At 50.6% G+C, this 21,080-nt stretch carries 15 protein-coding genes and 1 pseudogene; 11 read left to right on the forward strand and 5 right to left on the reverse strand.

What is annotated here, in order from left to right:
• The first annotated feature begins 8 nt into the window (after positions 1-8).
• Both gpmI and HYN46_RS15835 read left to right on the forward strand, forming a co-directional pair.
• The gene (gene gpmI, locus HYN46_RS15830) at positions 9-1,604 is read left to right on the forward strand and encodes a 2,3-bisphosphoglycerate-independent phosphoglycerate mutase (RefSeq protein WP_114900289.1); all 1,596 of its coding nucleotides are present in this window, start codon (positions 9-11) and stop codon (positions 1,602-1,604) included.
• Positions 1,605-1,798: 194 nt separating this feature from the next.
• Positions 1,799-3,313: a S41 family peptidase gene (locus HYN46_RS15835; RefSeq protein ID WP_114900290.1), complete on the forward strand. Its 1,515-nt coding sequence runs from the start codon at positions 1,799-1,801 to the stop codon at positions 3,311-3,313.
• A 43-nt stretch (positions 3,314-3,356) separates the two neighbouring features.
• Here the strand turns inward: HYN46_RS15835 and HYN46_RS15840 are convergent, their stop codons facing one another.
• Positions 3,357-3,950, reverse strand: coding sequence for a hypothetical protein (locus HYN46_RS15840; RefSeq protein WP_114900291.1), 594 nt, complete (start codon positions 3,948-3,950; stop codon positions 3,357-3,359).
• Positions 3,925-5,436: a sigma-54-dependent transcriptional regulator gene (locus tag HYN46_RS15845; protein WP_114900292.1), complete on the reverse strand. Its 1,512-nt coding sequence runs from the start codon at positions 5,434-5,436 to the stop codon at positions 3,925-3,927. Before HYN46_RS15845 ends, HYN46_RS15840 begins: the two co-directional genes overlap by 26 nt.
• A 382-nt stretch (positions 5,437-5,818) precedes the next feature.
• On the opposite strand from HYN46_RS15845, the gene rsmH reads away from it, so the two are divergent.
• From rsmH to mraY, 6 genes and pseudogenes are all read left to right on the forward strand, one after another.
• Positions 5,819-6,790, forward strand: a complete 972-nt coding sequence (rsmH, locus tag HYN46_RS15850; protein ID WP_114900293.1) for a 16S rRNA (cytosine(1402)-N(4))-methyltransferase RsmH — start codon at positions 5,819-5,821, stop codon at positions 6,788-6,790.
• Positions 6,787-7,272, forward strand: a complete 486-nt coding sequence (locus HYN46_RS15855; protein ID WP_228254833.1) for a cell division protein FtsL — start codon at positions 6,787-6,789, stop codon at positions 7,270-7,272. Before rsmH ends, HYN46_RS15855 begins: the two co-directional genes overlap by 4 nt.
• Entirely contained in the window at positions 7,269-9,104 is a 1,836-nt protein-coding gene (locus tag HYN46_RS15860) for a peptidoglycan D,D-transpeptidase FtsI family protein (RefSeq protein WP_114900294.1), read from the forward strand. Before HYN46_RS15855 ends, HYN46_RS15860 begins: the two co-directional genes overlap by 4 nt.
• A 58-nt stretch (positions 9,105-9,162) precedes the next feature.
• Positions 9,163-10,782 (forward strand): UDP-N-acetylmuramoyl-L-alanyl-D-glutamate--2,6-diaminopimelate ligase, encoded by a 1,620-nt coding sequence (locus HYN46_RS15865; protein WP_162818265.1) that lies wholly within the window; start codon positions 9,163-9,165, stop codon positions 10,780-10,782.
• 155 nt (positions 10,783-10,937) lie between these two features.
• Positions 10,938-12,380, forward strand: a pseudogene (locus tag HYN46_RS15870) (UDP-N-acetylmuramoyl-tripeptide--D-alanyl-D-alanine ligase); the annotation flags it as partial.
• A 110-nt stretch (positions 12,381-12,490) separates the two neighbouring features.
• On the forward strand, positions 12,491-13,573 hold the full coding sequence (mraY, locus tag HYN46_RS15875; protein WP_114900297.1) for a phospho-N-acetylmuramoyl-pentapeptide-transferase: 1,083 nt from the start codon (positions 12,491-12,493) through the stop codon (positions 13,571-13,573).
• Between the two features lie 67 nt (positions 13,574-13,640).
• On the opposite strand, the gene HYN46_RS15880 is transcribed toward mraY, so the two are convergent.
• The gene (locus tag HYN46_RS15880) at positions 13,641-15,263 is read right to left on the reverse strand and encodes a sensor histidine kinase (RefSeq protein ID WP_162818266.1); all 1,623 of its coding nucleotides are present in this window, start codon (positions 15,261-15,263) and stop codon (positions 13,641-13,643) included.
• 46 nt (positions 15,264-15,309) lie between these two features.
• A complete protein-coding gene (gene gacA / locus HYN46_RS15885; RefSeq protein WP_114900810.1) occupies positions 15,310-15,945 on the reverse strand; it encodes a response regulator transcription factor GacA in 636 nt (211 codons plus the stop codon).
• Positions 15,946-16,621: 676 nt separating this feature from the next.
• Between gacA and HYN46_RS15890 the strand changes: the two genes are divergently transcribed.
• The 3 genes from HYN46_RS15890 (at position 16,622) to HYN46_RS15900 (ending at position 20,391) form a co-directional block, all read left to right on the forward strand.
• Entirely contained in the window at positions 16,622-17,794 is a 1,173-nt protein-coding gene (locus HYN46_RS15890; protein WP_114900299.1) for a serine hydrolase, read from the forward strand.
• 350 nt (positions 17,795-18,144) lie between these two features.
• Positions 18,145-19,821 (forward strand): glutamate--cysteine ligase, encoded by a 1,677-nt coding sequence (gshA, locus tag HYN46_RS15895; RefSeq protein WP_228254834.1) that lies wholly within the window; start codon positions 18,145-18,147, stop codon positions 19,819-19,821.
• Positions 19,822-19,878: 57 nt separating this feature from the next.
• A complete protein-coding gene (locus HYN46_RS15900) occupies positions 19,879-20,391 on the forward strand; it encodes a disulfide bond formation protein B (protein ID WP_114900301.1) in 513 nt (170 codons plus the stop codon).
• A 92-nt stretch (positions 20,392-20,483) separates the two neighbouring features.
• Here the strand turns inward: HYN46_RS15900 and HYN46_RS15905 are convergent, their stop codons facing one another.
• Positions 20,484-21,074 (reverse strand): YidB family protein, encoded by a 591-nt coding sequence (locus tag HYN46_RS15905; RefSeq protein ID WP_114900302.1) that lies wholly within the window; start codon positions 21,072-21,074, stop codon positions 20,484-20,486.
• Positions 21,075-21,080: the final 6 nt, after the last annotated feature.

The raw sequence follows: 21,080 nt of genomic DNA on the forward strand, positions 1-21,080 counted from the left end.
GCCTAGTTATGACTGCTGCCTTAACCACAGAAACGAAACCTGAAGCCCATACAGAAACCACAAAAACTAAAAAAATTCCGCATGTCTTGGTGATTTTAGATGGCTTTGGCCATCGTGATGAGGTCGCAGACAATGCCATCCTCGCAGCAAAAACACCCCATATTGATGCCATCAAAGCCAAACACCCCCACGGTTTAATCTCAGGTTCTGGCGAAGACGTCGGTCTGCCTGATGGTCAAATGGGCAATTCAGAAGTCGGTCATATGAGCCTGGGCTCAGGACGAGTGCTATACCAAGACTTCACCCGCATTGCCAAAGATATCCGCGAAGGGACTTTCTTTGAACATCCAGTGCTCACCAAAGCAGTCGATGATGCCTTGGCAAACAAAGGCGCCGTACATGTGATGGGCTTGCTATCTGATGGCGGTGTCCACTCGCATGAAGATCACCTCGTCGCCATGTGTCAGTTGGCTGCACAGCGCGGCGCAACCGTGTATGTCCATGCCTTCTTGGATGGTCGCGACACCCCGCCAAAAAGTGCGGATAAATCACTGGCCAAGATGCAAGCGGTACTGGATGCAGTATCAACCCCTGAACATCCAGCGCGTATCGTTTCCTTGTGTGGTCGCTACTATGCGATGGATCGCGATGAACGTTGGGATCGTGTTGAATTGGCCTATCGTCTCTTGACCGAAGGCGTCGCAACCCGCCATGCCGATACCGCCGAAGCTGGACTTGAGCTGGCCTATGCGGCGGATGAAAAAGATGAATTTGTCAAACCAACCAGCATTGGCGCTCCTGTTCATATCCAAGATGGCGACAGTGTCGTGTTTATGAATTTCCGAGCGGACCGCGCGCGTGAACTCACCCGTGCTTTTGTTGAAGATGACTTTGCTGGCTTTAGCCGTAAAGCACGTCCACAGCTTGCCAACTTCGTGATGCTGACCCGTTACTCGGCCAAGATCAACGCACCGATTGCTTATCTGCCGCTGGAAACTCATAACTCATTGGGTGAATACTTATCTACACTCGGCAAAACTCAGCTCCGCATCAGCGAAACTGAAAAATATGCCCATGTCACGTTCTTCTTCAGTGGCGGTCGTGAAGATTTGTATGATGGTGAAAAACGCATCCTGATCAAATCACCCGATGTCGCCACCTATGACCTCAAGCCTGAAATGAGTGCTTTTGAAGTCACCGATGAATTGGTCACCGCGATTGAATCCGGCGCGTATGACGTGCTGATCGTCAATTTTGCCAATGGTGATATGGTCGGTCATACCGGCGTGTTTAGCGCAGCCGTGAAAGCGGTTGAAGCCTTGGACCTTTGCGTAGGTCGTGTCTACGATGCCGTGATCAAATCGCACGGTCATATGCTGATCACGGCCGATCACGGTAACGTCGAGCAGATGATGGACTATGACAGTGGTCAGGTGCATACCCAGCACACCACCGAACATGTCCCGCTAATTTATGTTGGAGATGAGCAAGTTCAGGTTCGCACGGGCGGTATTCTTGCGGATGTAGCACCGACTATTCTGACCCTGATGCATTTGCCCATCCCTGCTGAAATGACCGGAAAGACACTCCTCACACCCGTGTGAATATGACCATAAAACATGCCTAAATTGTTTTGATTGCAGAGTACGCATTGAAATTGAATACGATTTAGGCATAAGCTCCAAGGGTCGCATGCTGTTGTATACCAGCGCCCATGCACACAATATAAAAACCTTGGGGATGACCTGCGTTTAGAGAGGATGTCGACCCTATTCATTTTTTGGGATGAGTGTTATCCATGATTTTGTTCGATGTGAATGATTTAACGCCATCCAATGAACAATATTTGACGTCTGTAAGCCCCGTCAACACGGTGCCCGCAAAGCATAGTGCGTTGAAACTCGTCCTTGCACTCTCGCTCATCCCGACTTTTAATCTGGCATTCGCAGCACCCGCAACGCCGACCACCACCACAACACCAATCTCTTCAAACACCGACGTGGACAATCAGCCTCTGCCGATTGATGCCATGCGCCGCTTTGTCGATGTCTATGAAAAAGTACGCCAAAACTACGTGGAACCGGTCAGTGATGATGTACTGTTTGATAATGCCTTAAGCGGATTACTCAATAAGCTTGACCCTTACTCTGATTATTTAGATGCAAAAACCTACGATGCCATCGTCGATTTTACCGATGGCGAGATTGGACAAACAGGCCTTAGCATCAGTCCCGTCAACAGCCCAGAGAACACCGATCAAACCACACCCGTCGGCACACAAAGCGCGCCGCAGTGGCAAATTACTGCAGTGCCTAAAGGCTCCCCCGCCGCCAAAGCAGGCGTACAGGTCGGCGATATCTTACTGAAAATAGAAGGGAAAAGCGTCAAGACCTTGAGCCAAAGTGATATCGAACAACAGTTGCGAGGTCCGCGTAATAGCGCGGTGCGTTTATCGGTCATGCAGCCTGGACGCCATGCGCGTGACATTCGCGTGCTGTTGGCCATCCCAGAAGATAATGCAGTCAAAACCTTTATCCAGCCTAATGGTCTTGCCGTTTTACAGCTCCGTGCCTTCCAAACGCAGACTGGCGAGCAGATCAGCGAGTTCCTTGATCCGCTGTTTAAATCTGGCAAGTTAAAAGGCATTGTGCTCGACTTACGCGATAATCCGGGTGGTCTACTCACCTCTGCGATTGAAGTCGCCAACTATTTCTTGAATGACGGACTCATCGTCTACACCCAAGGTCGCGGTGAACCTGAAAAATATTATCGGGTGGTGACTCCAGAACGCTATCCTGCGATCCCCGTATATATTCTGATTAATCACTATTCCGCGTCAGCAGCAGAGGTATTGACTGCCGCACTGCGCGATCATCAACGCGCCACAGTGTTTGGCGTAACCAGTTACGGCAAAGGGTCGGTCCAAAAGATCTGGCCGATCGGCCAAGGACGCGCGATCAAAATGACCGTGTCACGCTACTTTACGCCCAATGGCCGCATGATTGAGGGTACGGGTATCGACCCCGATGTGATGATCCCAGAAGCCGAAACCAAACCGATTAAGAGTACGGGCGATATCATCGACCCCAAAGACATTGCGTTGCAACAAGTCATCAACACGCTCGCCACTTCGCTCAAGCTTAATGTGGTGCCTGATGGCAGCAAAACAACGGATAGCAAAGCCAACGAACCCGCCAAACCGCTGCCCAAACTCGCCCCTACAAACATGGCCAATGGCAAAACGATGAGTCTCACGGGCGCACCCAAAGTCCGCAGCAACAATACGCAGCCTGTCACTGAAAACGTTGAATAATAACCAAAGATAAGGGTAGTCGTTCTGTTACAACCAACGTGATCTACAGCGGGTTCGCCGCGCAGACGATTGCCAGATCCGCTAAAAACTTCATATTTTCATCCAGCTTTGCCGAAGCAGCCGCATCCAGACGGGTTGCAGGCAAGTGGGCAAGGCTTTCTGCCTGACGGTATTGCACACAGCTCGCCGCAATCTGATTCGCCAGGAGTTGGGCATTGGCCGCACCCATATGTGCGGATGCCGCAAGCGCAGTACGCCCTTGCGACTCATACAGTTCTGCGGCGGTTTGAAAAAGTTCAGCCGAGCGCTGATAGGCTTCGGTGGTGGCAGGCGGGGTTTGTAAATCTTGATAGCGCTTGGATTTATAGAGTTCAGCCAGAGCCCAATTGGCTTTGGCCTGACCGATCACATCGCCCGCTTCGGTATAACCGTGAAGCGCATTTTTCAAGAAGTGTTCAGCAGAATCGATATGCGCTGATTGGGCAAACCCTAGCCCTTGATGCAACTGCTGGTCTGCTGTCATCGGCTGTGGGGCTTGGCAGGCCGTCAGGGTGAACATCAAAGCAAGGCCGATCCCTCGACCAGCAGCAAACGCTCGTGCAAGCCCGAAATTAGGCGCTTTGGATTTCTTCGTCATCGATATCGTCTTTATCAAGATCCGTGCCCAGACCCAGCTTTTTCAACCGGTAGCGTAGTGACCGGAAAGACATGCCCAGCTTTTTGGCTGCGGCGGTTCGATTCCACAAACTGGCATCCAGCGCCTGCTGAATAATATGGCGCTCTATATCTTGCAGATAAACCTCGAGACCTTCCGGCGGCAGATTTTTTAACGATGGGATCGCGGAAATCGCGGCGGCAGGCACACTGCCGTAGACCGCATTGCCCGTTGATACCTGACTGAGACTCGATAGATTCGAAATATAGGAATCACTTACATCGGAAACGCGCCCAGTGTCAGCCAACTGATACGCGGCATTCAATTTCAAATGCTCAGGCAAAATCATACCGTCATCACATAACGTCAGTGCGCGCTCCAGCGTATTTTGCAGTTCACGCACATTGCCCGGAAAGGCATAGGTCAGTAATTGCTGTTGTGCGGCTTTGGAAATTTTGGGCGGGGTAATGCCCCAGTCTGCACATAAACGCTGTAAGAAGGTATCTGCAAGTAGCAAGATATCGTCGCCACGATCTCGCAGTGGCGGAACTTGAACTTCAATAACATTAATCCGATAGAACAAATCCTGACGGAAGCCGCCTGCATTGACCTGTGCTTGTAAGTTCTTATGCGTGGCACTCAATAAACGGATATCAACCGAAACTTCGGTCTGGGTACCGATCGGACGGACTTTCTTCTCTTGAATAGCACGCAGCAACTTGACCTGCATCGCCAGAGGCAGATCGGCAACTTCGTCCAGAAACAAAGTGCCGCCATTGGCCGATTGAAACAGACCGAGTTTATCTTCAGTCGCGCCAGTAAAGCTGCCCTTCTTATGACCAAAAAATTCGCTTTCCATCAGCTCTGCAGGGATCGCACCGCAGTTCACGGGGATAAAAGGACCGCTACTACGTGGACTGAGTAGATGAATCAGGCGCGCAACCACTTCTTTACCCGTTCCCGACTCCCCACTGATATAGACGGGTGCCTGTGAACGGGCCAGCTTGGTTAGAGTAGTGCGCAGAGCCAGCATGACCGGCGCCTTACCGATCAGCAAACTCTCACTGAGTTGCGCTTCTTCATTGGCCGCAGCTGACGGCGCATTAACTTGCAATGCCCGTTCGACCAACACACGCAACCGCGCCAATTCCACCGGCTTGCTGACAAAATCAAATGCACCTTTTTTCAAGGCATCAATCGCTACATCCATACTGCCATAGGCGGTAATCACAGCAATCGGCATATTGGGATAATCACGCGCAACGTCACTGACCAGACTGAGGCCACTGCCATCAGGCAAATTCAAATCGGTGAGACAGAAATCAAAACTCTGTTTTTTCAATAAGCGTTGGGCATCTTTCAAGGTCGATGCCGTCTCTGCATCGACACCCATGCGCAGTAAGGTCAAGCGCATCAGCGTCAGCAAATCTTCTTCATCATCAACAATCAGCGCTATAGGACGTGTCACAAGAGAATCCTTTCAAAATAGAGTTTAGCCAGCACACATCTACTTGTGCGCACATGAAACGGCTATGGGGATAGCATCACCCAATGATCAGGCAATAGACGATATCCCCGATGAATATCGATATCCCAGCATGCTAGTGCATTTTATTTTAAACATGCAATCAATTTTTAACGCGCAATTTTAACGGAAGTGTCTTGACGCACCATCTGTCGCTGCGATAATGCTAGATTGTGTGACATGATACGGAGACTCATCCGTGCACATTCGTTATCATGGGTCATGCAATATCGTGATCCGCATCACAGGGTCAAGGTATTCGTGGCGCGATTTCGCCCCTTGACTTGAAGTCACACACCATTTTTCTCAAAGGTAAGACAACCGCATGACAGAGGCAACAACACCGGCAACGACGACATCAAGCGAGTCAAGCGCCCATCTGTCTGTGTTACTCCATGAAACCATTGATGCCCTGCTGGCTCATCGCACCAGCGGCATCTATGTGGATGCCACGTTTGGACGTGGTGGACACACACGTGCACTGTTGGCAAAACTGGATGCAAACAGTCGTGTACTGGCCTTCGACAAAGATCCCGATGCACAGGCTGAAGGCGCACGCCTAGCTGCGATTGATCCTCGCTTAACGATGATTCATGCGAGTTTCTCCGACCTAAAAGCACAACTCCAACAACTCGGCATTCCACATGTCGATGGCATCATGGCGGATTTGGGCGTGTCATCCCCACAGTTGGATGTCGCGGAACGCGGTTTTAGCTTCATGAATGATGGCCCGCTCGACATGCGGATGGACAACAGTCAAGGCATCACTGCTGCTGATTGGCTCATGCAAATTGAAGAATCTGATCTTGCCGATGTGCTCTATCAATATGGTGATGAACGCCATAGCAGACGCATCGCACGCGCAATTAAACTCGCAGGTCGCATGGAAACCACCGCCGAACTGGCTGAAGTGGTCAAAGTCGCCCATCCCAAATGGGAAAAGCACAAACATCCTGCGACACGCAGTTTTCAGGCGATCCGCATTGTGATCAATCGAGAACTGGCCGATTTAGATTTATTTTTACCGCAAGCAGTGGAGAGTTTAGTTGCGGGTGGCCGCCTTGCCGTGATCAGCTTCCACTCGCTGGAAGATCGCCGCGTCAAACAGTTTATACAGCTTGCCTCTACCGCCAGTATCGAAAACTCAAGCTGGACACCGATGCCGCTGATCACGAAGACCAAAACGTTAAAGAAAATTGCACGTATTGCGCCCTCCGATGCCGAAGTTGATGCTAACCCAAGATCACGCAGTGCTTGGCTACGCGTCGCGGAACGCACCGATGAGGCGATCACATGAGTACAGCACGCCCTATGCCGACGAATCCTAGCACCCCTGCCAAAAAGACGCCTGCGAATGCAGTTTATCAGCCTCGTATTGCCCTATTCGATGCCGTGTTAGTGTCGTTACTGGTTGCAGGGATCATCGGCAGCGCGCTGAGTGTGGCGTTTCAAGTCCATGCGACTCGTCAAGAATTCAAGATTTTACAAAAATCCAAGCAAGTGCGTGATCAACTCGAAGTGGAATGGGGTCGTTTATTGATTGAACAGCAGACCTTTGGCGCTACGACCCAGATCGGCAGTCGTGCGGTGATTTACCTGCATATGTTTTCACCGCCCGCCAGTCAAGTCATGACCGTGGACATGACCGATCACAATGCACAGACGACTGCACAGTTCTCCAACCCAGACAGTAAAGTCGTTGCCGCACCGGAATCCGCCGCCGCATCAAACTTGCCGCCAGAGTCTCCCCAGCCCACAGCGCAAGGAGACCTGCCATGAAATCACCTGTAGCCGCATCACGGCGCACCGCCAATCGCCCCAGCAGTGTTTCACAGCGTTCAACCGTTGAGCGGGACAGCTGGCGATTTCGTATTCTGTGGGGTGTTACGATCCTCATTTTTGTGCTCGTTCTGGGGCGTGCGTTTCTACTCCAAGTCGTGCAGCACAAATTCTTGCAAGCCAAAGCCGATGCGATGGTCCTGAGTGTGGACACCATCCCCGCCCACCGCGGCATGCTCCTTGATCGTTTTGGCACGCCCCTCGCCATCAGCACCCCGTTGACCACGCTGTGGCTCGACCCGAAAGAATACTTGCAACAAAAAGCCGAGATGGAAGATACGCAAGCCAAACTGCGTAAAGACCCGAATAGTAAATCGTTAAAACTGAAACTGCCCAAGACCAACTTTGATCTGGGTGCACTGGCGTTGGCAGTCGGAATTGATCCCAATCAGTTGAATGCCCAAATCCAAAGTAAACCCCGCTCGCGCTATCTGTCACTCAAACGCCAGATGCGCCCGGAAGATGCGGATGTGGTAATGTCTCGCAAATTCCAGTCAGTCTACAAACAAACCGATTATCAGCGTTACTACCCGCAAGCCCAGCCTAATGCACAAATCCTCGGACTCACTAACCGTGCAGGCAAAGGGATTGAAGGTCTTGAAGCCAATTTTGATGAAGCATTGACGGGTCATGATGGCAAAATGCGGGTCATGCATGACAAACAAGGTAATCGCATCAAGGATGTGGATCTGATCGAATCAGAACGTCCGGGTGAAGATGTCAAACTCAGTATCGACGGGCGTATTCAGTACATCATGTATCGCGAGCTTGCCGCTTCAGGCATCGCCAATAATGCCCGCTCGGCTACCGCGGTTGCGCTCGACCCACAAACGGGTGAAGTGCTCGCCATGGCCAGTTGGCCGTCTTATAACCCCAACGATCCCGATGGTTTGAACAACAAAGACGCCATGCGGAATCGTGCGGTGATCGACAGCTTTGAACCGGGTTCGACCATGAAGCCGTTTACGATTTCGGCAGCACTGGAATCCGGCAAATATCAGCCCTACACGCAGGTTAACACCTCACCGGGTTCGCTGACCATTGCCGGTCATACCATCCATGACCACGGCAACAACGGCATGCTGGACTTAAAAGGCATCATCGTTAAATCCAGTAACGTGGGTGCGGCCAAGATCGCCTTGTCACTCCCCAGCAATACCTTGCCGCTTTTTTATGAGCGCATTGGATTCGGTAAAAAAACTACACTCGGCTTTCCCGGTGAAAGTCGCGGTTTGATTCTGCCTGAAAAACTGTGGAATCCAGCCGAAGTTGCCACCATGTCCTATGGCTACGGGATTAACGTGAGTCTCATCCAATTGGCTCAAGGCTACGCCACGATTGCAGCAGGCGGAGTTCAGCACCCCGTCACCTTGCGCAAAGTGGAGGGAACCGCACCGGGTAAACGTCTGTTTGATGAGAAAATTGCTTCTGAAGTCATCACCATGATGGAAGGGGTAACCGCACCGGGTGGTACTGCCAAACAAGCTGCGATTCCAGGCTATCGCGTTGCGGGTAAAACCGGAACGGCGCATAAATTGCGTCCCGATGGTCGAGGCTATTCTGAAACCGAATATCGCGGATTATTTGTCGGACTAGCCCCTGCTAGCCATCCGCGCATCGTCATCGCAGTCGTGGTTGAAAACCCCGTTGGGCAATATTATGGTGGCTTGGTCGCTGCGCCGATTTTTGCCAAAATCATGACCGAATCCTTACGCCTCATGAACGTCCCCATGGATAAATCACTGGCTGTCGACAAAAAAGCGGGCAAGTAATGCTGGGAAGTCAGCATAGCAATCATCGTGTAATGATCGGATGAATGAAAAGGAAAACATGATGAGTAATGAGGTCCAGAAGCAAGAACATCAGACCGCGACTACTGAAGGGATAGCCCTCTCCGCGCTGCTGGAGACGAGCCTCTTGTCAGAACCTTTGAACCCGGAACTCGCCAAAGTCCGTATTCAATCCTTGGCGATTGATAGCCGTCAGGTTCAAGCGGGTACGCTGTTCTTCGCAATCAAAGGCACTGCACCCGGCGCCACCCTTGAAAGCTTGCACAGCAAGATCGCAACGTTTATTCAAAGCGCACTAGATCACGGTGCAGGGGCAGTCTTATCCGAGGTTAAACCCGATATTTTGGGTCTGAAGGCGTCACAAATCATCTACGTCCCTCATTTGCGTCAGCATATCGGTGCCATCAGTAAACGTTTCAACCAATTGACGCGCCCTGTGCAAACCCCGCTTCGGGTTGCAGCCGTGACGGGCACCAATGGCAAAACCACCGTGACCAGACTACTGGCCGAGCTCCTGACCTTATCAGGACGACGCAGTGCGGTACTCGGAACCACAGGCAACGGTATCCTGCCCAATCTCGTACCGTCCAGCCACACCACCGTCGACGCCCTGCAACTGCAAAATAAACTGCATGACTATGCGGAGCAAGGCGCAGTCTTTGCCTGCTTGGAAGCCAGCTCTCATGGTCTAGAGCAAGGTCGCTTAGCAGCCACCCCCGTTGAAGTCGCCATCTTTACCAATCTGACACGTGACCATCTGGATTACCACGGCACCTTTGAAGCCTATGCCGCAGCAAAGGCGATTCTTTTTGATCCGGCGCACTTTCCCGATTTGAAATACGTGGTCATCAATGCCAACGATTCTGCCAGCGAACGCATGCTCAGTCACTTATCGGCCGATATTGTGGTCTGGCGCTACGCCACCAACCTATCAAATGCGGAAAGCAAACCTGATTTCTACATCATAAACTCTACCTTTAGTCTCAAAGGCGCCATCCTTGAGGTGCAGACGCCTTTTGGGATAGTCACACTACATAGCCCCCTGCTGGGTCGTTTCAATGTTGCCAACTTATTGGCGGCAGTGGCTGGTGCTTTGGCATTGGGTTTAACGCTGCCGGAAATCGTCAGCGCCGTACCCCAGATCGTTGGTGCGGCGGGGCGGATGCAACTGATTGCAGATGAGTCGCTGCTGTTGATTGTTGACTACGCCCACACGCCCGATGCCATCACCCAAGTATTGGCAAGCCTCAGACCTCATACTGCTGGCTCACTCACCTGTGTCTTTGGCTGCGGCGGGGATCGAGATCGCGGCAAACGACCGCTGATGACCCGCGCAGCACTTGAGGCTGCGGATCGAGTCATCGTCACTTCGGATAATCCGCGCACAGAAGCCATCGATGCGATTATTGCCGACATGCTACATGGCTTAAGTGCAGCAGAGCTTGCACGAATTACCGTTGAGCCTAATCGCCGGCAAGCCATTCAGTTGGCCGTACGGGACAGTCATGCTGGAGATGCGGTTGTTGTAGCCGGAAAAGGCCACGAGGACTATCAAGAAATCGATGGTGTCCGCCATTGGTTTGATGATGCCGTCGAGCTGGCTCAGGCCCGACAAGCCCTGCTTGCATTGCCAAGCACATCAGATGCGACTCAAAATTAAACCATGATATAAAGCCTGAATCGATAAAATCACAAAATACGCAAGAAGACGTCCACCCCAAGACTAGCAAAATAAGGGCTAATCAAGGACAATTCAAAGCGATTAGATAACAGCGATTCAGATATTTTTATTCTTTTTAAGACGATTGATTTTACATGACAGACTTATCAACGCCACCAGATACTTTGCCGCTTTGGACGGCTACAGCACTCGCAGCAGCGACTGGCGGCACATGGCATGGACTACAGCCAGATCATACTCCTTCAATCGCTCGTATTATTTCCAATACCCGTCAAATTCAGGCACAGGATGCATTTCTAGCGCTGATCGGTGAACGCTTTGATGCACATGACTTTGCACAGGATGCTATTGCCAAGGGCGCAGTCGCACTGATTGTCTCACGCCTGATTCCGGATGTTGCCGTACCACAACTGCTGGTCGATGATACGCGTCTCGCCTTGGGTCGTGCAGGTGCAGCAAGACGGGCATCTTTCCCAGCACTGCAGACCACCGCACTCACTGGTTCAAGTGGCAAAACCACCACGAAAGAAATGCTGGGCAGTATCCTGCGCGCCCATTCAAGTAGCGCGGAGGTATTGGTCACTCGGGGTAATCTGAACAACGATCTGGGTGTTCCCATGATGCTGCTCGAGCTGACGCCACAGCATCATTACGCAGTCATGGAGCTTGGCGCCAATCATCTGGGTGAAATCGGCTATACCACCACCATGGTGAAACCCCATGTGGCTGGCGTACTGAATATTGGCACCGCACATGTCGGCGAATTTGGCGGACGCGCAGGCATTGCCCGCGCCAAATCAGAGATTTTTCTAGGCCTAGATCGTGATGGCATTGCTATTATCCCCGCGCAAGGGGATTTTCATGATGTTATTGCTGAAGCAGCAAAATCCTTTAGAACCATTCGCTTTGGCGGAGATGCCAGCAACAGCGACGTCTATGCTAGCGATATCCAGTTGCTACCGACCTCCAGTATCTTTACCTTAAATACCCCACTGTCGACTGATCAGCAGAGCATTACGGTCCACCTGCCTTTCGCTGGTGCGCACAATGTTGAAAATGCTCTTGCCGCAGCCGCATTTGCACAGGCGTTAAATATACCGCTGACCACCATTGCCGCAGGTCTGGCAGAGGCACAAAGCACTAAAGGTCGGTTGAATTTTATCAAGCATAGCTTGACCGATACCCAACTGACCCTGATTGATGACACCTATAACGCCAACCCACATTCAATGCGTGCAGCGGCTCAGGTTCTCACCGCACAGGTAGGCGCGCGCCTCATGGTATTGGGCGATATCGGAGAGCTCGGTGACAGTGCGGCCAGTGAGCATCGTCTGCTCGGTCACGATCTCGCCAAGCTGCCATTGGATGCCGTGTTTGCCGTCGGTCAATTTGCCCAAGATACGACTACCGATATTCAAGGCAGTCCTGTTCAGACGCAAGCCTTTACCAGTAAAGATCAACTCTTTGTTGCTCTCACCCAATGGCTTCAGCAACAGCGCGATGCCAAACAGCCCCAGATTACAATCCTGTTTAAAGGATCACGTTCCACGCAGATGGAAACACTCATCACTTCTCTTGAGACGTTCTTAAATGAAGAGCGTCTACAACAAGACTTAAAACAAGAGCATGACTTGGCGACCTCGCCCAAGCACCTGACAACCGACCCCGCTGTAACGGAGACACGCTAATGTTACTTTTGCTGTTTAATTTTTTGGGGCAATTCCAACGTACTTTTTTAGTCTTTGATTATTTAACAGTTCGTGTCGTGTTTAGCATCCTGACCTCCTTAGGTTTAAGCCTACTGATTGGTCCCGCCATGATTCGCCGTCTGCATGCCCTGAAATATGGTCAAGCCGTGCGGAACGATGGCCCACAAACCCATCTGGTCAAAACTGGTACCCCCACCATGGGCGGGATCCTGATTTTATTCAGTATCGCGGTGAGCACCTTGCTATGGTGTAACCTGTCTAATCCCTATGTCTGGATTGTGCTTGGTGTGATGGTGGTTTTTGGTACCGTAGGTTTTATGGATGACTGGCTCAAGATCAAGCATAAAAACCCCAAAGGGCTATCCGCCAAGAAAAAATACTTCTGGACCTCGGTAGGTGCTTTGGGTGCGGGAGTCGCCTTGTTCTATCTGGCCAAATCCCCAGCCCAAACCGATCTGCTGCTCCCCTTCCTCAAGAACTACTACATTCCTCTCGGTGCAGGTTTTATTATCTTCACGTATTTGGTGATTACGGGCAGCAGTAATGCCGTCAATCTCACCGATGGTCTGGATGGCCTAGCGATTATGCCTGTGGTTTTGGTCGCGGCCGGTCTTGGGGTCTTTGCATATCTATCTGGTAATGTTGGATTTTCTCATTATTTGCATATCCCTTATATTGCGGACAACAGTGAGTTGGTCGTGATCTGTGCGGCAATGGTTGGCTCTGGGCTCGGCTTCCTCTGGTTCAACGCTCACCCCGCACAAGTCTTCATGGGCGATGTCGGCGCGCTGACCTTGGGTGCGATGCTTGGCGTGATCGCGGTCATGGTGCGTCAAGAAATGGTACTGGCGATCATGGGTGGTTTGTTTGTTGCCGAAGCCATCTCGGTTGTGCTGCAAGTCGGTTCCTACAAACTACGCAAGAAACGCGTGTTTCGTATGGCACCGCTGCACCATCACTTTGAAGAGCTGGGCTGGCCTGAGACCCGTGTGGTCGTGCGCTTCTGGATCATTACCATCATGCTGGTGCTATTAGGCCTAATGACCTTAAAGTTCCGCTAAGTAGCCCAACCTGCATATAAAAAAAAAGCCTACTCGCGTAGGTTTTTTTTATGCGTCACTTGTAAATCTATACCCCAAAGGAGATGCGGAAGCATGCGCCTTTCTCTTGTGGCACACACCATAAGGACGCACCATTGGCCTCGCAGAATGCCCGCGACAGATAGAGCCCCAATCCTGTTCCCCCCGACTCTGTGGTGAAGAACGGCTCAAATAAAGAACTTGCCACATGCGCAGGAATACCCCCGCCTTGATCCACCACATCCAGCATCACCAAGCCCGACTCTAAGGTTTTGACTCGGAACAAGACTTTGGGCTGCTCATGCTTTTTACTGCCGTGATGCAAGCCATTATTGACCAGATTAGTCACGACCTGTTCCAGTTGCATCGGGTCAAAGCTGACATGCAGTTGCGTAACCTCAGGATCCAGCAGCTTAATACGCAGTTGCTCCGCACTATAGGTCTGTGAATTGATGCGCTCGGTGGTATTGGGGACAAAATCGCGACAGAACTCACTTAACCACCCCAGCAGCTCAATCGTTTGCGGCTGGGAGGTATTACGTCTCGACAATTGCAGGATGTCCTCGATCATGCGATTGAGGCGCACACTTTGCTTTTGGATCATGGCCAACAGTGCGCGCTCATCGGGCTGGGTGATCGTCTCGGTCAAGAGCTCACCCGCCTGACTGATCGCTGCTAAAGGATTACGAATCTCATGCGCGATGCTTGCGGTCAAACGTCCGAGTGACGCCAGTTTTAATTGCTGGGCTTGCTGATTGGCTCGACTGAGATTTTCCAGAATCACCACAGTGGGTGCGGTTTGCATGGGTTTGATGTGTTGGCTGAGTACGGTCTGATCAAGGGTGATCAACTGCACGCTGAGCGCCACGCTTTTTTCATCTGCAACCATGATAAATGGCGTAAATTGTTCGCGGGACAATGCCGCATTAATCTGCTGATCCAATACTGTGGACAATTGCGACAGAGTCCAGCCTTTTTCTGCATCGGGCTGATGTAGCCATTGCCGCGCAGCATCATTGATCAGCATGATGTCCTGAAACTGATCCAGTACCAGAATCCCCGTATGCATCTGCTGAATAATATGCTGATTGATCGCCTGAAACTGGGCCGCATGCTCGCTCTGGATCTCCGCCTCTCGCTCAACCACACGCAGACGCCGCGTGATCAACTGCCCCAGCAAGGATGTCGCCACAAAACTGACCGCCAGCAGACCAACGGAACTGGCCATTTGCAACTGGCTGCCTTGCAGTAAGGAAAAGTACAACTGCTGGTAAATGACAGCGAGTGCTGCGAGCAGTGCAATCACCATCGCACGGCCTTGCGTGAGCAAAACACTCGCCGCCATCACCACCACCAGATACAGCATAGACAATTGCAGACTCGGTCCACCATTGGCATACAACATCAAGGTCATCGCAGTGACATCGATCACCAGCATTAAAAAAAGCTGAGTACCCTCATAGACGGGCCAGTAACGCAGTAACAAATAGCCCAGCAGTGTCGCAACGCAATAACTGGTAATGGTTTGCAGATACAGTTCAGGGTCATTTGCACCGAGAATCGAATTGTTTTGCGCCAGCAGAAACAGCATGATCAAGAAGAATGACAGCGCTATCCGGTAACAGGCATAAATAACGTTGATACGCTGTTGAGGCGCGCTTGCAGGCGGCATAGACATCACCGAAGAATGAACAATAGAATCAAGTCCGACATAATGCTTACGGCGTGATTAACCGATAGCGCATCGCCAGATGGGTCAGTTTCACATCACTATCAATCTGAAGTTTCTCAAAAATGCGGTAGCGATAGGTATTTACCGTTTTGACACTGACGAACAAGCGATCGGCAATCTCTTGCGCACTCACACAGTTCACCACCATCATGGCGACTTGCATTTCACGCTCAGACAATAAATCAAAAGGAGAGTTTTGTTGATCGGATAAATAGCTCGACGCTAACTGCTCAGCAATATCCGCACTGAAATACTTGCCACCCTGCATGACTTTACGAATGGCACGCACCATTTCATCAAGCGGTGCGCCTTTGGTGATATAGCCACTGGCACCTGCTTTGAGTAATAAAGAAGGATATGGCTCTTCACTGAGTCCACTGACCGCCAAGACTTTGATGCCTGTAACCGATTGAATCAATCGCCGTGTGGTTTCTACGCCACCAATCCCAGGCATGTTGACATCCAGAAGCACGACATCAGGTTGATGCTGACGCGCAAGCTCAATAGCCTGTTCACCAGATTCCGCCTCACCAACCACTTGAATCTCTGGGGTATCCACCAGCATCCGGCAAATGCCAGTGCGTACCAGTTCGTGATCATCTACCACTAAAACTTTGATCAATTGTGCCTCTCCATTTGCATGACTTTCAAATACCGCCATTTTTGATGAGCTTGTATTGATCAAAATGACCCTGTTAAGACGGTCCATTGTGAACAAATCGGCTGTTTCAAAAAATTATTGTTCTAATCGGATTTCTTTGTTTATCCCAGACGCAATATAGCACCACCATTGATCAATTATCTATGCTATCGCTGACTTAATCCGCATGATTTAAGTACTGCGACGATACAATTCATGGCCCTACGTTTACATGTCATCGGGTTAAATCATTTCATGATGTATTATTTTGCAGATTGTAGTTGATATTCGGCTCACTTGTATGCTATTTAAGCAGCATTAGATGCGATTTGTTTCATGAAACAAACATTATGTAAAAGTGCTTCATGTAACAATACTGATTAAACGTCTCTCCCGCGGAGGCGGCAGCAAAAAACGTAAGGCAGCGCAGCGTGCGTTCAGCGTTTTTTTTGTGATGGATCACAACATAATCTGATGACGTAACCTATACACCTCACCAGCAGTGTACATGAATGGAAGCCCCTATTCTGTCGGGCTTCATACTGCATTTTCTGGTGCTAGGCACTTGTTTTTAATTGATTAGACGGAATCTATAGAGTATGAGCAGATCAAATATGCGGCGACCTATAGATGATGTTTTTGCAAGGAATTGAAGCCCATGAACACTCCTTTATTGCATGATGCAGCAACACATCCGGGCAGTATTGCTGATCAAATCATTGATCGTGGTCAAATCACGCGCCCGTTACTTCGTGGCACTGTGACTCTGGGGCTGATCTCTTGGCTCTTTGCAGCACAAGCACACGCCAACTTACAGATTAGCCAAAGTACAGTCCATCCAACGACTGCTGCGAACAATGGCCAGATCACATGGTCTAATGATTCCAATAGTCGCGCCAGTCGTCTGATGCATAATGACAGCGATGAAGACGATGATTCACCGCCAGCCAGTCTAACGGTCGATATCCGCACCCTGCCCAAAGCACCGGTCAGCCGATCTGGATCGCTATCTGGACTGATCGAAAGCGTACGCGATAAAGTCACCGGCAATAGCAGTGATACGCAAACGGCACTGTCATTGAATGCCAATGCTGCATTGGTGATGGATAGTAATACTGGCGAAGTGTTGTATGGTAAAAATATAGACCTCGTCCGCCCGATGGCCTCGATCACCAAGCTGATGACCGCGATGGTCACCTTGGATGCACGCATGCCGATGGATGAAAAAATTACCCTGCAGCCTGAAGACTTTGAAGGCCCGAAAAGAGCCAGTTCCAGTCTGCGTCCTTTCCAGACCTATAACCGTGCTGAAGTTTTACTCCTTGCACTGATGAAGTCTGAGAATCCCGCCGCTGCGGCATTGGCACGCACCTATAGTCAAGGTCGCACCAGCTTTATGGCGCATATGAACAGCAAGGCCAAGACTTTGGGCATGAACACCGCTTTTTTTGGTGATCCCACAGGTCTGGATAACCGTAATTCAGCCTCACCGCGCGACTTGGCAAAAATGGTGAAAGCCGCTTATGAGTATGAAGTAATTCGCCGCTTCAGTACCACGGCTGAGCACGATTTCTTCAATGACAACGGCATCCTGCATGCACGCAACACCAATGCCTTAGTTCGTGAAGGACAGTGGGATATCGGTCTATCCAAGACTGGTTATATCAGTGAAGCAGGACGCTGTGTGGTGATGCAGGCTCGTGTTAACCAACGTCCGACTGTAATCGTGCTGATGGATGCGCAATCCTCACAAGGACGCACAGGCGATGCCAACCGCATCATGTCTTGGCTGGGTAATATCTTCCAAGGCAATGCGTCAAACGCCAATTAATACTTCGTCAAATTTCATCACGTCTAGCCTCATCATTTTGGTGAGGCTAAACTTTCTTTAAAACACCTTCATCAATAAACACCGCTCTCTATTTTCATACGCACTCCCTTGCATTCATTCTTGTCGCCTCAAAATAAACCATGTAGTACGCACGTTTGAGACTATCCGTAAAGTCGCCAGTGTAATATGCTTTGCAGTTCTAGATGTTTAAACGATTTGATAACAGTCGCATAAGTCCTTTTATCCGAAGCGATTGAATGCTTTCACCTTTGCCTACAGGCATGCATGATCCGATTGGTCTGACTCAGACCAGACTGGACGATATCCATGAACACGATGAGTGAACCACAATGAGTGAAACGATGGCCAATCAGACCACCACAGAACAATCACCGATTATTCCCCAGTGGCTAAAGCCTGAACACCTCAAAGGCATGAAACGCGGTATCGAAAAAGAATCGCTGCGCATGCAAGCCGATGGTCATGTCGCACAGACCGATCATCCTGCACAACTGGGCTCCGCGCTCACTCATCCACGGATTACCACGGATTATTCTGAAGCCTTGCTGGAGCTCATTACACCGCCTTGCGACACGCCGCAAGCCGCTTTGGATTGTCTACGCGATTTGCATCAGGTCACCGCTCAAGCACTGCCTGAAGGAGAAACCCTCTGGCCACTATCCATGCCGTGTATGCTGGATAAAGACGAGGAAAAGATCCGTTTAGCCGCCTATGGTTCATCGAATCTGGGAAAATTCAAAACCCTCTATCGCCGAGGCTTGGGTGTACGCTATGGTCGTCGTATGCAGACCATTGCCGGGATTCATTACAATCTCTCCTTCCCCAATACCTTATGGCAAGCCTGGCAGCAAGAACTGGCGCTGCATCCGGTCAACACCAACCCAACGTATGATGCCGAATGCACTCCGCCATCAGCTACACCCTTATCCCTACAAGACTTTGCCAGCGAAAAATATTTTGGCTTGATTCGAAATTTCATCCGCATGACGCCAATGGTGATCTATTTGCTGGGCGCCAGCCCTGCGGTTTGTGCTTGCTTCTTGAAAGGCCGTGAACATCATTTACAACAACTGATGGATGGCACCTTGTACTTGCCTTACGCCACAGCGTTACGAATGGGCAAGCTGGGCTATCAAAACAATGCACAGCGCAGTCTCGGCATTCACTATAACTGTTTGCGGGCTTATGTTGCAGGCCTTAAGCGCGCCATTGGCGATGTCTATCCGCCATTTACTGCGCTTGGACTGGATGATGCACAAGGTCAACCGCTGCAAATTAACGACCATATCCTACAGCTAGAGAATGAATACTACAGCTTGATCCGCCCTAAGCAGATTGCTGAAGCTGGTGAGACTCCCTCTGCTGCATTAGCAGCACGCGGTGTGGCTTATGTCGAACTGCGCGCCGTGGATCTTGATCCATTTACCGATGTCGGGATCAGCTTGGCGACCGCCAGCTTCTTAGAAGTACTTGCGCTGTACTGCCTGCTCTCGCCAAGCCCGCTCTTGCTGTTTGGTGAAGAAGAACGCATCGCGCGTAATCAAGCACGCGTCGTGGATCAAGGACGTCTGGCAGGTCTAACTGTCGAAACAGCAACGGGTGAAGAAGTATTTAGCATGTGGGTTGCACAGCACTTAAGTGCCATGCTGCCTGTCGCCGCACTATTGGATAGTGCACACGGCGGGAGTGACTATCAAGACAGCCTGAAGGTTATGCAAACCCGCCTGGATCACCCTGAGCAAACTCTGTCGGCACGCGTGTTGGCCAAGACTGAATCCAAAGGCATCTGGCGCTTTGGCTATGAACTGGCTCAACAATACGGCACCCAGTTTAAAAATCTTCCTCTATCGGAATCGGTTGCAGCGGAATACGCAGAGTTCGCAAAACAATCAAGAATACAACAGAATGCCATCGAAAATAGCGATACGATCAGCTTCCGCGAATATCTTGAACGCTGGCGTACTGTGCCCGTTTCGGACGCTGAAAAGATCGTGCAGAATGCTTAATCGCACGCTTAACCTTTAATCCGTAATTGATGTATTGTATTTTTGAGGACAACCGCTATGGCCCGACGCAGCACACAGGGACTGAGTTATCGACGTGTCAGCTTTGGTCTATTTTTAGCCAGTGTTGCGGGCATGGGCTTCGCGCTCTACCTCCAACACTTCCAACATCTTGATCCCTGCCCACTGTGTATTTTTCAGCGCATCGGCTTGATGATCATGGGCTTCGTTGCGCTAATTGCCGCGCTACACAACCCGAAAAGTCTATTTGGCCGCCGCTTCTATAGCCTGCTTGCCACACTGGGCATTCTATGGTCGGTTGGTGTAGCAGGTCGTCATGTCTGGCTACAGCATTTACCCCCAGAAGACGTCCCCGCTTGTGGCCCTGGCTTAGACTACTGGTTACAGGTCTTCCCACTGCAAAGCGTTGTACAAAAAGTGCTGCATGGTTCGGGTGAATGCGCCAAAGTGGATTGGACATTACTCGGCTGGTCCTTGCCGCATTGGGGATTGTTGTTCTTTACCGGACTATTGCTCATCAATCTTTGGCAACTGACTCGCCGTAGCCGATAAGTCGCTTCCAAAACAAAAAAAACCGTCCTGAATTGGGCGGTTTTTTTATGAGTGATAGATCTATCAGCACAACACTAACAGATTATTATCAATCATTTACCAAACAAACCGCCTAGCTGACCTAAGATCGCACCAATTTCATTGTCAGCCGCACCTGCCGTTGAGGTATCGCCATTTGGTGTCAATTGATTGATCACATGAGGGAGCAATGAAGCCAATCCATTTTGTACCGCTTCTGGACTCACACCGACTTGTGAGGCCACTTGTGCAATTTGATCCGCACCAAAAACCTGACCTACCGCTTGTGGATCTACTGGGTGATTCTCACCAGCGCCAATCCATGATTGCGCTTGAGCACCTAAACCTGAATTAGACAAGGATTGCAGAACATTACCGATGCCACCCTGCTGTTGTACCCAGCCCAAAACCAACGGTAATAACGCAGCCAGTAGCTGAGGACTATTCCCCCCTAGACTAAAACCACCACTTTGACCATCCGCTTGCGCAGGTTGCTGTCCGCCACCCAGTAAACCGCCCAACAGACCGCCTAAACCACCGCCACCGGCTTGTTGCTGTTGCCCACCCAGCAAACCACCCAATAAGCCCCCTAAACCGCCCTGCTGGCCACCTTGTGCAAGTGCTTGCTGTGCAATTTGACCGACTAATCCGTCTAACATTCCCATGATGAT

Source organism: Aquirhabdus parva (genome assembly GCF_003351745.1).
In the GTDB taxonomy this organism is placed as follows: Bacteria; Pseudomonadota; Gammaproteobacteria; order Pseudomonadales; family Moraxellaceae; genus Aquirhabdus; species Aquirhabdus parva.

Excerpts from the sequence above, each read along its gene's own strand:
- gpmI (WP_114900289.1), top strand. The coding sequence starts at position 9 with ATGACTGCTGCCTTAACCACAGAAACGAAACCTGAAGCCCATACAGAA.
- HYN46_RS15835 (WP_114900290.1), top strand. The coding sequence starts at position 1,799 with ATGATTTTGTTCGATGTGAATGATTTAACGCCATCCAATGAACAATAT.
- HYN46_RS15840 (WP_114900291.1), bottom strand. The coding sequence starts at position 3,950 with ATGACGAAGAAATCCAAAGCGCCTAATTTCGGGCTTGCACGAGCGTTT.
- rsmH (WP_114900293.1), top strand. The coding sequence starts at position 5,819 with ATGACAGAGGCAACAACACCGGCAACGACGACATCAAGCGAGTCAAGC.
- HYN46_RS15855 (WP_228254833.1), top strand. The coding sequence starts at position 6,787 with ATGAGTACAGCACGCCCTATGCCGACGAATCCTAGCACCCCTGCCAAA.
- HYN46_RS15860 (WP_114900294.1), top strand. The coding sequence starts at position 7,269 with ATGAAATCACCTGTAGCCGCATCACGGCGCACCGCCAATCGCCCCAGC.
- HYN46_RS15865 (WP_162818265.1), top strand. The coding sequence starts at position 9,163 with ATGATGAGTAATGAGGTCCAGAAGCAAGAACATCAGACCGCGACTACT.
- mraY (WP_114900297.1), top strand. The coding sequence starts at position 12,491 with ATGTTACTTTTGCTGTTTAATTTTTTGGGGCAATTCCAACGTACTTTT.
- HYN46_RS15880 (WP_162818266.1), bottom strand. The coding sequence starts at position 15,263 with ATGCCGCCTGCAAGCGCGCCTCAACAGCGTATCAACGTTATTTATGCC.
- HYN46_RS15890 (WP_114900299.1), top strand. The coding sequence starts at position 16,622 with ATGAACACTCCTTTATTGCATGATGCAGCAACACATCCGGGCAGTATT.
- gshA (WP_228254834.1), top strand. The coding sequence starts at position 18,145 with ATGAGTGAAACGATGGCCAATCAGACCACCACAGAACAATCACCGATT.
- HYN46_RS15900 (WP_114900301.1), top strand. The coding sequence starts at position 19,879 with ATGGCCCGACGCAGCACACAGGGACTGAGTTATCGACGTGTCAGCTTT.
- HYN46_RS15905 (WP_114900302.1), bottom strand. The coding sequence starts at position 21,074 with ATGGGAATGTTAGACGGATTAGTCGGTCAAATTGCACAGCAAGCACTT.